The 14,920-nt window shown below is 47.1% G+C and carries 11 protein-coding genes; all 11 read right to left on the bottom strand.

The genetic code is table 11. From position 1 onward, the window contains the following. Positions 1–29: 29 nt before the first annotated feature. Complete coding sequence (locus MHI37_RS15410) at positions 30–1,892, bottom strand: assimilatory sulfite reductase (NADPH) flavoprotein subunit (protein ID WP_076338632.1); 1,863 nt, start codon at positions 1,890–1,892, stop codon at positions 30–32. A gap of 307 nt (positions 1,893–2,199) precedes the next feature. Further along, positions 2,200–2,988 carry an undecaprenyl-diphosphate phosphatase gene (gene bacA / locus MHI37_RS15405; protein ID WP_076338631.1) on the bottom strand — a complete coding sequence of 263 codons (789 nt, stop codon included), beginning with the start codon at positions 2,986–2,988 and terminating at the stop codon, positions 2,200–2,202. 51 nt (positions 2,989–3,039) lie between these two features. Continuing rightward, positions 3,040–4,353, bottom strand: coding sequence for a hemolysin family protein (locus MHI37_RS15400; RefSeq protein WP_076338630.1), 1,314 nt, complete (start codon positions 4,351–4,353; stop codon positions 3,040–3,042). A 31-nt stretch (positions 4,354–4,384) separates the two neighbouring features. After that, entirely contained in the window at positions 4,385–4,744 is a 360-nt protein-coding gene (locus MHI37_RS15395) for a Lin0512 family protein (RefSeq protein ID WP_076338629.1), read from the bottom strand. A gap of 47 nt (positions 4,745–4,791) precedes the next feature. Continuing rightward, on the bottom strand, positions 4,792–5,940 hold the full coding sequence (locus MHI37_RS15390) for a DUF3900 domain-containing protein (protein WP_076338628.1): 1,149 nt from the start codon (positions 5,938–5,940) through the stop codon (positions 4,792–4,794). A gap of 713 nt (positions 5,941–6,653) precedes the next feature. Beyond that, positions 6,654–7,745 (bottom strand): nitric oxide synthase oxygenase, encoded by a 1,092-nt coding sequence (locus MHI37_RS15385; RefSeq protein WP_076338627.1) that lies wholly within the window; start codon positions 7,743–7,745, stop codon positions 6,654–6,656. Next, positions 7,726–8,589 (bottom strand): EcsC family protein, encoded by an 864-nt coding sequence (locus MHI37_RS15380; RefSeq protein ID WP_144023754.1) that lies wholly within the window; start codon positions 8,587–8,589, stop codon positions 7,726–7,728. Before MHI37_RS15380 ends, MHI37_RS15385 begins: the two co-directional genes overlap by 20 nt. Positions 8,590–8,780: 191 nt before the next feature. Next, the gene (locus MHI37_RS15375; RefSeq protein ID WP_076338625.1) at positions 8,781–10,865 is read right to left on the bottom strand and encodes a UvrD-helicase domain-containing protein; all 2,085 of its coding nucleotides are present in this window, start codon (positions 10,863–10,865) and stop codon (positions 8,781–8,783) included. An 80-nt stretch (positions 10,866–10,945) separates the two neighbouring features. Beyond that, positions 10,946–11,251: a DUF1294 domain-containing protein gene (locus MHI37_RS15370; RefSeq protein WP_076338624.1), complete on the bottom strand. Its 306-nt coding sequence runs from the start codon at positions 11,249–11,251 to the stop codon at positions 10,946–10,948. A gap of 284 nt (positions 11,252–11,535) precedes the next feature. Beyond that, positions 11,536–14,058, bottom strand: coding sequence for an ATP-dependent helicase HrpB (hrpB, locus tag MHI37_RS15365; RefSeq protein ID WP_076338623.1), 2,523 nt, complete (start codon positions 14,056–14,058; stop codon positions 11,536–11,538). Between the two features lie 28 nt (positions 14,059–14,086). Continuing rightward, entirely contained in the window at positions 14,087–14,911 is an 825-nt protein-coding gene (locus MHI37_RS15360; protein ID WP_076338622.1) for a hypothetical protein, read from the bottom strand. Positions 14,912–14,920: the final 9 nt, after the last annotated feature.

Genomic DNA, 14,920 nt, shown 5'->3' with positions numbered 1-14,920 from the left:
ACGCTCGCTGTTGCAGCCAGATTTATTTCTTAATATACGTCACGTTGATAACGCTGCTCTTGTTGAAGATTATCCAAGTAAGCTGCTGCTGCTTCTGCGTTTAATCCGCCCTCTTGCTCGATGACCGTCAGCAATGCTGAATGAACATCATGCGCCATATGCTTCTCATCACCGCAAATATAAACATAAGCACCTTCTTGAAGCCATTCAAATACTTCACGACTTTTCTCAAGCAAGCGATGCTGTACGTAGACCTTCTCCTCTGTATCACGAGAGAATGCAACATCAAGCTTCGTAAGTGCGCCGTCCTTCAGCATTCTCTGCCAATCGGTCTGATATAAGAAATCCGTAACAAAATGACGGTCTCCATAAATGAGCCAAGATTTGCCGTCTATGCCAAGCTCCTCGCGCTCTTCAAGGAACGCACGGAATGGAGCGACGCCTGTGCCAGGACCAACCATAATAATTGGAGCATCCGGGTTTGCCGGCAGCTTGAAGTTCGGATTTTGCTGAATGTAAATCGGCAAGTTATCGCCTGGTTGAACACGCTCAGCGCAATGAATGGAGCACACGCCATAACGATCACGGCCATGCGACTCGTAACGAACCGCTCTAATGGTGAGATGAACCTCATCTTCATTGGCTTTGAAGCTGCTCGCAATGGAATAAAGACGAGCAGGAAGCTTTCTAAGAATAGCAACAAGACTGCTCGGCGTAGCTTGCCAAGGTCCGAAGTCTTGCAACAGATCAAGCAAATCGCGGCCATTCAAATAGCTCTTAAGCTCTTGCTCCTTGCCTGGCGCCACTAGCTCGCGCAAGCCAGTATTCGAGGTAAGCTCTGCAGCCTGTGTAAGAAGCGGCTTTGTCAGCGTTGTAATTTCATAATGCTTAAGCAGCGCTTCACGCAAATTGCCTTTATCGCCGTTCTTATTCAATGTTACGATTTCTTCTGGATTCCAGCCAAGCTCATTAATGATCGCTTCTACTAGATCAGGATGGTTCTCTGGATAAACGCCCAGACTATCTCCTGGCTCATATTGCAAGTTCGATCCTTCCAGTGAAAGCTCCAAATGACGTGTTTCACGATCAGAACCGCGGCCATTTAAATTAATATTCGCAAGCACTTCTGCTTTAAACGGATTAGTACGTGAATACTCGGATTGTTCCAAAGCTATTTCACTGCCTGTACTCGCTGCGATTGGTACAGCTCCCGAAGCAGCATTCAACCGATTATTTAATGATCCGATAACAGCTGCTGTCCAGCTTGCTACAGATTCGTCGTAATCAAGATCACAATCTACACGTGGGCTAAGACGCTGACCGCCAAGCTCTTCAAGCCGCTCGTCAAAATCTTTACCTGTCTTGCAGAAAAATTCATACGACGTATCGCCAAGTGCAAGAACAGAGAAATGCAAGTTCTCAAACTGCGGTGCTCGCTTGCTATAAAGAAACTCATGGAAGGACATCGCGTTATCCGGTGGATCACCTTCACCATGTGTACTTACGACTAACAGCAAGTTTTCGATTTTTTTCAAATTATTGGTTTTGAATTTATTCATTGCTGCGATTGTTACCTGCAAGCCCTGCTCTTCCAGCTTACGGCCCAATCCGGTTGCCAGTCTCTGACAATTTCCGGTTTGAGAACCAAATAAGATGGTAACCTCTTTGGAGGCAGCAGATTGATTCACAATAGTGACAGCTTCCGATGCAGTTGATGCTGCAGAGATCGCTTGCACTTCAGCTAAAGCTGTAGTAGCTCCTGCTGCATTTTGTCTTGCGAATAAGTAGCCTGTAAGCCATATTTGCTGAGACTCGGTCAGTGTTGGCAGAAGACGATTTAGAAGCTCGACCTGCTCTTGATTAAAAGGACTGTTCGTTACCTGAAGTTGCAACAGTATCCACCTCTCATAAACATAAAATCATCATCATATTTTATCGTAGAAAAAACAATTACAATATAACTAAAGCTAACATAATCAGACAAAACCTTCAACGACCTTCTAAAGGCTAAAATAACCATTATTTATGAAAAACTGCGTAATAAGGCTATAAAATAAAGAAATCAGGGCGATTTGCCCTGATTTTCGTAAGTTTATTAGAAAAAATGATCGCTTAGATATAAAAAAGTGATAGGTAAAAATCTTGATTTTTTTGTCGAAAAAAGCTAAATGAAAATGGTTCTCGCTAATTCGGCTTCATTTACAAAATTATGAAATAAAAAAGTGCAGCAAGAGCAAAACGATAATAAGCAAACCAGGACAGTTTAATCTTTTTCATCATGTTAATAAAAGTAACTACAGCGATCATAGCAACGATAAAAGCTGCAATAAGACCGATCAAAAATAACGGCAAATCAGCCATCGTAAGAAACTCACGGCTTTTCAAAAGATCGATTCCACTTGCCGCTGCCATGATGGGTACTGAAACGATAAAGGTAAATTCTGCTGCTGCCTTCTGACTTGTGCCAAACAGCATGCCGCCTGATATGGTTGAGCCGGAACGCGAGAAGCCTGGCCATAACGCAAGCACTTGAAAGCAACCGATCGCGAACGCCTGCTTATAGGTGATATCATCGAGCTCCTCGGCAGCGGGCTTCCGCTTGACCCGATCAGCAATAATCATGAGGACACCACCCGCCACCAGGCCAATTAATACCGTCTGCGGACCAAATAAATATTGTTTGATCACGGAATGCAGCAGAACTGCAAAGACACCAGCTGGAATCATAGCAAGCAGAATATGTATCGCATTTAGGCCTGAGCCCTTGCTTATTTTGAAATTAAGCAAGCTTGCAAATCGTTTTCGATATAAGACAAGCACGGCTAGTACAGCCCCAAATTGTATGACGACCTCAAAGGTTTTGGCACGATCACCAGTAAAATTCAACAGCTCGGCAGTTAAAATTAGATGGCCGGTTGACGAAACAGGCAAAAATTCCGTCAAACCTTCCACAATGCCCATAATAATGGCATTAATTAAGTCACCCAACGCCCGATTCCCCCTTAGAACTAGACCTATTCGCATATTCTCTATACAAGCTTATGCGTGTCCGTATGCATTCATTTCGGATTCACTCAAATCCGTAATAATTTCTATTTTCCGAATACGGTTATCATCTCTCTCTCGTATGATGAACGTCATATTCCCGTATTCCCATGGTTCACCGATAGGCAGATCAGGCTTCTGGTTAAATAACCAGCCTCCAACCGAGTCCATATCCACACTAAACAGATCCGTTCCAGCAGCTTCATTCCAATGACTAATTAGTGCGTTGCCATTAACGAGGTAATGCTGCTCCTCCAGCCTTTCAATTTCCTTAACTTCATCCGCATCAAATTCATCACGAATTTCCCCAACGATCTCTTCGATGATGTCCTCTATCGTAATTAAACCTGCTGTTCCGCCATACTCGTCCAAAAGCATTGCAAGGTGTACACGCTCCAGCTGCATTTTTCTCAGCAGCTTGTTGATCGGCATCACCTCCGGAATGGACATGACCGGCTGAAGCAGTGTCGCTAGGTCGACATCCCTGTCTTCATCATACTTCAGAAAAAATTGTTTCGTATTGAGTATGCCGATAATATTGTCCTTGCTTCCCTTAGCTACCGGAAACCGTGTATACTTCTCTTTCTTAATAATTTCCAGGTTTCGGTCTCGGGAATGCTCAACAAATAGGCATATCATATCCGTCCGTGGCACCATAATTTCGCGCGCCAGCCGTTCGTCGAATTCAAATATGCGATTCACGAAGCCGTATTCGCTTTTGTTAATTTTTCCACTCTCATAGCTTTCGGACAAAATGATGCGAATTTCTTCCTCTGAATGCGCCTCATGCTCATTCGTAGGCATTAATCCAAAGAGACGCACCAAACCATTCGCCGAGCCGTTAAGCAGCCATATAAATGGATACATTATCTTGTAAAAAATGATAATGATCGGTGCTGTCCATTGACTTATTGCTTCCGACTTGATGATCGCTACCGTCTTTGGAGCAAGCTCGCCCAGCACGACATGCAAATACGTGACGATGACAAAAGAAATAACAAATGACAGCACCGAGCTTAGATCTCCTTCGATATGCAGCCTGTCAAAGACCGGATGAAGGATTTGCTCGATCGTCGGCTCACCTAACCACCCTAGGCCAAGCGCTGTGATCGTAATGCCAAGCTGGCAGGCGGATAAATAGCCATCCAGCCTACTCGTCACCTGCATAACAGCTCTAGCGTTTTTTGCCCCCTCAGCTACCATCTGATGTACTCGGCTTGAGCGCAGACGAATAATCGCAAACTCCGTCGCGACAAAGAAAGCGGTAAATATAAGCAATAATGCGAATAGTGTGAGCTTTAAAACCATCGTAGTCTCCCTTATGGCAATGGAAATGCGATTAGTAGCCTACCTCAACCGACGCATTCACGATATAGATCAAATCGTTTTTATCGTCTTTATCAGGAAGAACCACACCGCTAGTCGTAAGCATCCCGCCATCCAATAGCTCTACAGTCACTTGACCGTAAGGCAGCACGGCCTTTACCTGCTCGACATCAAGCAGCTCATGGTCGCAAGGAAGCGCAAGCTTTACCCGAACCTTCATATTGTCCAGCGACCCTCCCGGCAGAACTGACCGGAGTCCAGGCATCGAATTGTGGTGAATCGCGTTTTGTACCGCGCGCACCGATGCTTTCGTAATATTTTGACCGTGAAGATCGCATCCCATGCCTATTTCAATAAAAAATATGTTGTCCACTTATATATCCTCTCCCTTATTCCTTAATTTGATACCTTCACATAAAGCTACCAAGGCCCCACATCGTTAACTGCAACCTCTTTACCTGCAGGCGTATAGCTGTAGCTGGAATCTGCGTCATCCGCCGGCTGCTTGCTGCCAATTCTCGGCATCACATCTACCAAATCCAGCGGCTGAACAAGTTCCACAGGTGACATTCCCTTCTCGAATTGAAAAGCGTCGCCTTCGATGACAACAACATAACGACCATTGTGCTTAGCAAAATGAATGGCATCGCCAAAGTCTGCAAGCAGCCCCTTTACGGTGACACCGCCGATCTTAAAGGAAAACGGCAAATCTGGCTTCTGCTCAACTAGCGCTGCCGCTGCAACCTCTACTTGCTCAGGCGTCCACCACTCCTGAAGGTCACGCTTCTCGCTCGCCGCCCATACCTCGACTGCATTCTCCTCCTCACGACGCTCGCTGCTCTCATCCTCTTGCCATTTGTCAGCAATATATTGATGAACCATCTCGATAACCTGCTCGCCCATGACCTCAGGAAGCGGCTTTTCATAGGATACGTATTTCAAAAAATCTTCAAAATAGCGTGCATGCGACGCTTGATGAATCTTAAGCTCCCAATGCTCAAGCATGCCTTCCTCCGGCATATGAGGATATTGAATGGACTTGATGCTGCGCGCGCTTATCGCCATCTCGACCTGCGAAATCAAGCTCTTCTCATCCGAAATACGAGCGATCTTAGGCTCGAAATCACATTTTAGCAGAAATAAAAAAGGCTCGTCGAAATACGTATTCAGCTTAGACAGCGCAATAATAAACGCACCGCCCCTTACTGCGCTTGTGTCCATATAAATTCGAACGAGCTCGTCTGCGATACCGATAAAACGTTCCTTTGAATCCGCATCACGAAGCCGCTGAAACAAATTATAGTTCTGATTGCTGCCCAGCTCGTAGCCAGGTTCGACCATAAATCGGCCGATTTTCGTAGGAGCTCCCGCAGAGTTTGGGTTGCGCTCTACCTTCCTTTTGACAATCCGCTTAAACTCATCATCCAAAAATCTTTGAATTTCGCTATCCTCGTAGGTATCCTCTTCCAAAGTCTGATAATGCTTGAATCGCTTGCCCGATGAAGTTGCGCTTTCCTCCCCATCCGTATGAATGACAAAAAAAGATAAATATTGCATATTAAAATCCACGTCTATTATTCCTCCAGCTGACTAATTTCATCTCTTTAGAATAGCACACCTCGGCACCTCGTGACATCAGCCGTGAGAACCTCGTGCGGTTATAGCGTTGAACTAATATTCGCTCTAGCTTCCTTCCAAGATCGATGGAGCCGTCCTCCGCGAACGCTGCATGAGCAAAGGAAGCAGGCGTGTTGATTATTCAAGTATTGAGTCATAGGAAAATATGCCCATTGGGCGGTAACGTGGGGGAATAGGTCTATTTATTAGATCTATTCCTGTGCTGTGAGCTAAATTAGCAGATTTAAATCTAGAAATTAGACTTATTTTACCGTGGAGCGGACATTATTTGCCCATTTGGTCAGAACGCATGTGAATAGGTCTATTTATTAGACCTATTCCTGCGATGTGAACTAAATTGGCGGATTTAAATCTAAAAATTAGACTTATTTTACTGCGGAGCAGGCATTATGTGCCCATTTGGTGGGAAGTTTGTGAACAAGTCTATTTGTTAGACCTATTCCTGTGCTCTGAGCTACATTGGCGGATTAAGATTAAAAAATCAGAAGTGTTGATTTTCAAAGAATGCGGTTACTGGTTTGTATTTACGCATGTTCCCCGCTTCGTGCAGAAGAAAGCTGGAAAACCTATCCGGAAGCCTTTCGCAAGCTGAACAGAGCTTCTAAATTGCACCAAGAAGCGCTTTGCTCAGCAACATCACTGCCTTAATACGGTGCAGGCTGATAGCGATACGCAGGCGAGCGCTCAGTATCATCAAGGCTGCGATGCCATATGCCGGTCGTTGCCGGCGACATTGGCGGGATGAGCCATGACCAGCGGCCTGTCACCGTTCTGCCGTGACCTTGCTCCTGCTTCTCGAATCGAAGAAATTGCTCTGCTGCTGTATGATGATCAACAATGCTTACGCCATGCTTCCTATATGAATGAAGTACGGCAATATTCAACTCGATTAATGCACGATCCTTCCAGAGAGAAGTATTCGTCGTCGTATCAAATTGAAACAGCTTCGCGACTGTAGGAAGCTGGTTATAGCGATCAGTATCCGACAGATTTCTAGCACCAATCTCAGTCCCCATATACCATCCATTAAACGGAGCTGCATGATAGATAATGCCTCCAATTTCGAGCTCCATATCCGCTATAAATGGCACAGCATACCATTGCAGCTTCAATTTCTCAAAATCCTCATTCTCAGGATGGGACAAAGGTACGGTAAGAACAGTTTCTTGCGGCAGCGAGAACCACTGCGGCGCCTCACCGTCCCTTTGAATGACAAGCGGCAGCACGTCGAATCTTGTTCCCTCGCTAGTCCAGCCAAGCTTCTCACATGCAGCAGTGAACGCGATGGAGGATGAATCGCCAACTATCCCTTCTGCCTTGTCATAGCCTGCATAACGAACGAGCTGATGATTCCATATTCTGATTCGATTAGGAGCATGATTAGCAGGAAAAACCGTTATTGCCGGCCGAATTCGACCGTTATTCGTAGCAAAGCTCATATGTTGGAATATACGGCTTGCTGCGTCGTGCTCATCCTGAATGTCACGTGCATCGAACACTTCGAGCGTATTCCAAAACAACCGTCCGATACAGCGATTATTATTTCGCCATGCCATCTTAGCACCGTGCTTCAGCTCATCGTAGGTGTGCGTATAACTGCCTGTCTGCTCAATTTGCAGCATTACTTCTTCTATTCGAAGTTTAGCCTCTTCTTCGCTTTTCCCCAGCTCAAAATAAGCTTCGCCTAAGAATGCGGCTGCTTGCTCTGCTATTTTTTCAATCGTTGTCGTTGCCATTATGATTCGCCTCATTCTCCGCAAGCTTTAATATCACTCTTCGCTTTCTATATAGCATGGTGGCTGCTTCTGCTACATCGTTCAACATGCCTCGATTAATAAAGGCTCCGAACAGCATGCCCGCAACCGGAATCATTTGAAATAGCTTTTTCCAACCAAAATTGTCACGATACACCATTACAACCTCGCGCCAGCCCTGCAGCTGAGACATCATTTGATTGCTTTTCCTCAATTGGTCATAAGAGCTTAGCTCCTCAAGAATCGCCTGCTTCCCTACGATATCCGAAGAGGCGAATTGCATGACCTTAACCGCAAATACACGTTCTTCCTTATGCGCTGGATCAAAGCCATAACAAATCGCGATTTCCTGAATGATTTTGAGAGACAGCCCCAAAATCGCCGGTATATCAACAGCAAGCGTAAAAATACCGCCAATGCCTGTAGTCGCTCCCTGCAGCGTCGCTAGCTTCGAGCGGCTTGACGACAATTGCTCAGCACTAACATTCATCACAGCTAACGGCAGGTTAGCGATACGCTCGATTGTCAGTTCTTCATCCCCATATGCATTCCGTTGTAATCGCTCGATGACCGAGCGCTCCGAGATGAGATATTTGCCGCCATTTTGAATATAACCGCCAATCTCGTCAACCGCTTGTCCAAGCTTCTCCTGAATAAACTTTGGCGTTACTTTGTCGAGCAGCATGAATGGCAAGCGCCCAAGCTTCTCCCAAAACCATATATCCTTTTGGTCACGTTCCCAAGCCGCAATTTCCTGCAAAGCTGCTTGCAATTGCTCATCCGTATCGATGTCAGGCCGCAAAGCCACCACACTCCTTCTAAACATATAATACGCTCACAAGCCGCAACTCGATTCGTTGTTCACATGATTGCTTTATTTATCATCTCATAAACAGCAATGACCGCCGCGATAGCCGCAGCGGTCCAAGAGCTAGTGACAGGAAACATCTAAACCAGCTTATAACTATTCACACTATAAATAACCACGGTTCTGCTTTACTGCTCTCTATTATAACGCTATTCATCCTTATCGGCTAACAGCGTTGTAAGATTGCCTCTGTAGAAAAGCTTTAGCTTATGAAGTGCACGCGTACAGCCGACATATAGCAGCTTCGCATCAAGCGCTGTATAAGCATCCTCACCGCAGTCAGCAACGAGCACAGCATCAAATTCAAGACCTTTAGATAAATAGACTGGAACGACTGACAACCCGCCGCCATACGCAGGCTGCTTGCTTTGGACAAGCGAAGCATCCAACCCTTGTGCAACCAGATGCTCATAAATTTCATCACATTCAAGCGCTGTCCGACCAATTACAGAAATGGTTTCATATTCGCCTTTTGCTTGCCATTCGCGAACTGTTGCTTCGATAGAGGAGAGCCAGCTTTGCTGAGCTACGCTTTCAGTAAATACTTCATCGCCACTGCGGAATACAGGGACTGCCGGCTTAACGCCGCCTGTCATGCTTCCTAATATTTTGTTGGCAAATTCGATAATTTCCATCGTTGACCGATAGCTTCGGTTTAGCTCGTAGAAGCCTATTTGCTCTTGCTCGAACAATGCCGTGAGCTCTTCCCAGCTTCGTACCCCTGCATAGGCATGAATTCCTTGCTGCAAATCTCCCAGCACCGTCATTGAAGCTGTTCGCTGACATAGTCGAAGCACTTCAAGCTGGAATGGGGAATAGTCCTGCGCCTCATCGATGACAATGTGATCAAACGCCTGCTTCGGCAACCCGAATAATTGAAGCTGGATATAAGCAAGCGGCGCCAAATCCTCAGCAGCAGCCAACCCTTTTTTCAATCTTGCAGCTGTTGCAGCAGCAATAGGCTTAGGTATGCTGCTTACGAGCTGCTTCCCGCTGAATAAAGAGGCATAGAGCTGGACAGACGTATAGGCTGGAATTTTCTTCGTATAGCTATTAAATCTTGTGAGCGCCTTCGCACGCACCTTCTTATCCGCGATACCCTTCATTTTCAGCTCAGACTCAAACCAGCGGCGAATACGGCTCACTAATCGATCGCGCTTCTTCATCAAGGTTTCCTCACCGTAATCGGTGTCATACCATTCGCGCATTTGCGCTGGCGACAGCTCAAGGCCATCGATTGGAATAAATGGAGTCGTTGGCATGATTCTTTGTTCAAAATCAACCATTCGTTCATCAACGAGAGCTTTAAACGCTAAATTCCCTTTAAACCGGCCTGACGCATGCTCGATTTCATCTGCCGTCCTACGCTCCTCAAACCAATACGCCATCGTATCTGCTGGATCAGTTATCATTATCGTTTTTTCCAGCAGCTCAAGCGACCAGTCGCTGAAAGTTGTCTGTTGAATATCACCAACGCCAAGCTCGGGCAATACGCCGGATATGTAGTCGAGAAACATTCGGTTTGGCGCAAAAATAATCATGCGCTCCGCCCGCATGCGGTCAGCGTACTGATAGAGCAAGAAAGCAAGGCGATGCAGCGCAACCGTTGTTTTACCGCTGCCTGCTACTCCCTGTATAAACAAAGCTTTATTTCGATCCGCACGAATAATTCTATCCTGCTCGCCTTGAATCGTCGATACGATGTCCCGCAGCTTGTTGTCCTTGTTCTCGCCTAGACGATATAACAGAAATTCGTCGGTAACGTTGCCTTCCTCCTGGCCTCGCACATAGCTATCCACCAAGCGAACGATCTCGCCCTGACGAATCACGAAATTCCGTTTTAAATGAACGTAGCCTTCGATTTCCCCATCAGGCGATTCATAGGAAGCAGGCGCATCGCCGCCAGTAAAGGAATAAAATACGCTTGCTGCCGGCGCACGCCAGTCAATAACGAGAAGCTCGTTGCTGTCTTGCTTGGCTACGCCTGCTTTGCCAATATATAATGGTTTCTGCCCTTCTGCGGGCAGCTCTTGAAAATCAATACGGCCAAAATAAGGCTCACGCTTAGATATTTCAAGCCTTAGTCGCCGTTCCTCTTGCTGTAGATCGAGCATTTGCTCCGTAAAATCATCGCCCTTATAGCGTGGGCCGATCTCTTGCAGCTGTCTCATAATGTCATGCAATGCTTCCGTTAACCGATCCTGCTCCTCTTGATAGGCACTTTGAACTGTCAAGTCAGTTACCTCCTAAGTTTTGATGTGCTAGAAAAAAAAAGAGAAGCCCCAATATAACATAGGACAGCTTCTCAAAGCAATTAAGAGTTTGCAGTTATTCCAATAAGCCACAATGCGCCAATTAGCAGCAGCAAATTTAAACCAAACAAAAAGGGAATGCCGACGGTAAAGGAGCGGTGCTTCGTCTTATGACGCCATGCCTTCATCGCAAGCCATGTCCCTCCAGCTCCGCCGATGGCGCTAAGGGTAAATAATCTGTTTTCGGATATACGCTGACGATGCTTTTTGGCTCTCGATTTATCTAAACCCATGATCGCAAACGTATAGACATTAATAAGAAGAACATAAATAATTAATAGATATAATGTAGTAATATTAAAGCACACCCTCTCTACATTTAGTTAGAACATGTATGGTGCGGATCAAGGTGAAACGGCTGTCGCCGTCCCTATGGCGGTGGCGCGTTTCATTCCGGAGAAATATAGAGAAAGTATAGCGAAATGATATACTTTCCTATATTTCAAGGTGAAACGGCTGTCGCCATCCTTATGGCGGTGGCGCGTTTCATTCCGGAGAAATATAGAGAAAGTATAGCGAAATGATATACTTTCCTATATTTCAAGGTGAAACGGCTGTCGCCATCCTTATGGCGGTGGCGCGTTTCAAAAAATCAACCTTGTCTGGGCTTCGTCCGATTCGTTGGCATTGCCGCATAAGGATCATCCGGCCAGGAATGCTTCGGGTATCTACCCTTTAAATCCTTCTTCACCTCGAAATAGGCATTCTCCCAAAAGCTTCTGAGATCCCGCGTTACTTGAACAGGACGCTGTGAAGGCGACAATAAATGCAAAGTTACGGGAAGCTTGCCTCTCGCTAGTCTAGGCGTATCCTTCATGCCAAACAGCTCCTGCAATCGAACAGCAAGCACTGGCGACTCCGGGTCACTATAGTCTACTGGTATGCGTGAACCGCTTGGAACAACGATATGTGTTGGCACCTGCTCGTCCAGCTCCTGCTTCTGCTTCCAGCTGAGTCTTCCTTCCAGCAGTTGCACCATCGGCAGCTTCTGTAGATCCGAGCGGCTTCGCATTCCATAAATATGCGGCTCGAGCCAATCTTCGAGCGTGTTCAGCAGAGCTTCGTCAGAGGCATTAGGCCAATCCTCACCGGCAAGTGACATCAGCTTCATGCGAGCCTTCATCTGCTGCGCCTGCCTGCTCATTGGAAGCATGGTGAAGCCTGCTTGTCTAATGGCCATCAGCAAGGCGGCAGCCACTTGCTCTTCATCTGGCTGTTGTAGTATAGATTCTTTCAGCACAATGCTGCCTAATCGAACTCGTTTTCTCGCTCGCACAGCTTGAGCAGACGGTTCCCACTCTACCACGTTTTCTGTAGAGAGATAGGAGCCTAGATAGGTGTTTAACTCTTCTAAGCTTAGCTCCGCGGCAAGCCGTATTCGGCTCTCAGCTCCAGCATCATCAAGCTCACAGGCTGCAAGAAACGCTGATCTGGATAATGGCTGGAGCTCAGGCAGCACTGCGCCTCTTCCATTTGCTAATAAATGCCGGCCGTCGCTGCGTCTTTGAGCAATCCGATCTGGATATGCATAAGCCAAAAGAACACCAAGCGGAAGTGGTTCTTTCCTTTGTGATTGGCTTTTACTCTCTTGCGCAACCAATCGTTCCCATTGCTCCGCTTGAGCACTTATTCGAAATGCAGCTTGAATGTCGAGCTGCCGGCTTTGATTACTTTGATGAGCCTGATGGTTTCTTCCAGTTAGCTGATAGAAAAGATCCAGCCGTAGCTGCATATCAACATTTCTCTCCTGTGGAAGCAGATCCCTTTCCGTTAACAGCGCAGCCAAATGGCAAGCCTCTTGCAGCGATCCTTGCTCGGATGCCTTTAGAATCATCGCGCCAAGACGAGGGTGCAGTCCTAGCTTCGCCATTTGCAGCCCTTCGGCTGTCGGCTTTCCTTCGACATTGATCGCATTTAATTGCCGTAGTAATGCGCTCGCTTGTTCATATGCTGCAGCTGGAGGCGGGGTCAGCCAGCTAAGCTCCAGCGGATCTTGAATCCCCCATACCGCCAGTTCTAGTGTAAGAGAAGCTAGGTCTGCTTCAAGAATTTCAGGAGTGCTTTGCTCAGGCAAAAAGTGCTGCTCAGACTCTGTCCAGAGCCTGTAGCAGCAGCCCGGCGCTAAACGTCCTGCTCTGCCGCGCCGCTGATTTGCGGATGCAGCGGATACGGCTACTGTCTCCAGCCGAGTCATTCCAGTTCTCGGAGAGAAACGAGGTATACGCATTAACCCGCAGTCAACGACAATCATAACGCCTTCAACCGTCAAGCTCGACTCCGCTATTGAAGTAGCTAGCACAATTTTCCTCTCGCCAGAGCGGCAGGGAGCTACAGCCGCATCCTGCTTCTCCAGCGGCAAGCCGCCATGCAGCTCCTCAATACGAATATTTGCTGGAAGCGCTGCTTCCGCTAAACCTCTCGCCGTTCGCCGTATCTCGGCAACGCCCGGCAGGAAGGCAAGCACATCGCCCTCATGCGCCCGCAGCGCCGCAGCAATTGTTTGTACCATATGGGACTCCACCGGCCCTGTGTGCTTAGCTTTCGCGTAATATGTTGCTACGGGAAACACTCTGCCTTCACTGCGAATAACCGGAGCATCGCCCAGCAGCTCGGCAACCGGCCCCGAAGCAAGCGTTGCCGACATGACGACAAGGCGCAGATCCTCGCGCAGCAGCTGCTGCGACTGTAAACAAAGCGTTAAGCCAAGATCGCCGTGCAAATGCCGCTCATGGAACTCGTCAAACAAAATAGCTCCCACCTGCTCAAGCGCTGGATCCTCTTGCAGCATTCGGGTGAGTACCCCCTCCGTAATGACCTCAATGCGAGTACGCGAGCTCACACGTGAATCCAATCGGACACGGTAGCCAACGGTTTCACCTGTCCGCTCGCCTAGTGACTTCGCCATAAATTGTGCAGCGGAGCGTGCAGCAAGTCTGCGCGGCTCCAGCATTATAATTTTTTTGCCGGCAAGCCATGGCTGATCGAGCAGCGCAAGCGGTACGCGCGTCGTCTTTCCCGCTCCCGGCTCAGCTACCAATACGGCATTTGTACCGCTGACCAGAGACGCCAGCAGCTCAGGCAACACCGCATCAATCGGCAATTGCAATGGATTCATGCAGATTTCCCCTTCACTTTTCCCCTACTTATTTTACAATGCGCAGCATTTGTACTACGGGCCGATTATCACCAGGCAAGGCTGCCTCTTTGCTGAATAGCTGTGAGGAGCCGTCACCATCAAGAAATATACCATCAACAAGCTTACCGTCACCAATACTATTAACAATTGCCTCACGAAACAGAGCTAATGAACCTTTTGTCTCACTTACGATAAGATACAAGGTACCCGAGAGGTCATATACCGCAGCTGAGCGAAGTCGCTCTTCCTCTGAGAAAGGCGCATTTTCCTTTTTGGCCTGCTGAGCCCAAGCCTCGTCCTTGCCAAGACTCATGCTGATGCCTCCCTGTGCCCAAAATCGAGTATGGTCCTTTACCTTCAGCTCTGATGCTTTGCTGGCAACCTGAACGCTTAATTCATCCGCTGCCCCATCCCAAACGAGCGTCCCGCGTGCATATTTTACGTTCTCATCCCCGATGCCAAAGTTGCCAATATCCCTGTTAACCGGAAGACTATTTACCATGCCGATGCTGAGCAGCTGATTTCCATAAAAAAATCCACCATTAATGCCAACCTTCCCTGACAAGGTAACGTTATTATTAATCGTTTCTAGAGTTACATAAGCAGGCTTCGTCTCCAGCACATGGAGCTTCATGCCGTTTGAAGAGGCTTTAGTAAAATAAGTATAGTGGAGTGTTTGCTCCAGCTTCAACGTATTCGCCGCCGAGCGGTTGCCAAGCGCAATAATCATCAAATAAAGCATGACAGCAAGACCAATAAATATGGCCGCCAATATCCCTACAATCGCAATCCAGTTTTTTTTGCTCGTTGGAGTGGATTCTTTCATTTCCATGATGGGCTA

It is taken from the genome of Paenibacillus sp. FSL H8-0548 (assembly GCF_038630985.1).
Taxonomy (GTDB): domain Bacteria; phylum Bacillota; class Bacilli; order Paenibacillales; family Paenibacillaceae; genus Pristimantibacillus.
Note: the sequence above shows the minus strand (reverse complement) of the source record. Positions and strands in the feature narration are given on the sequence as shown.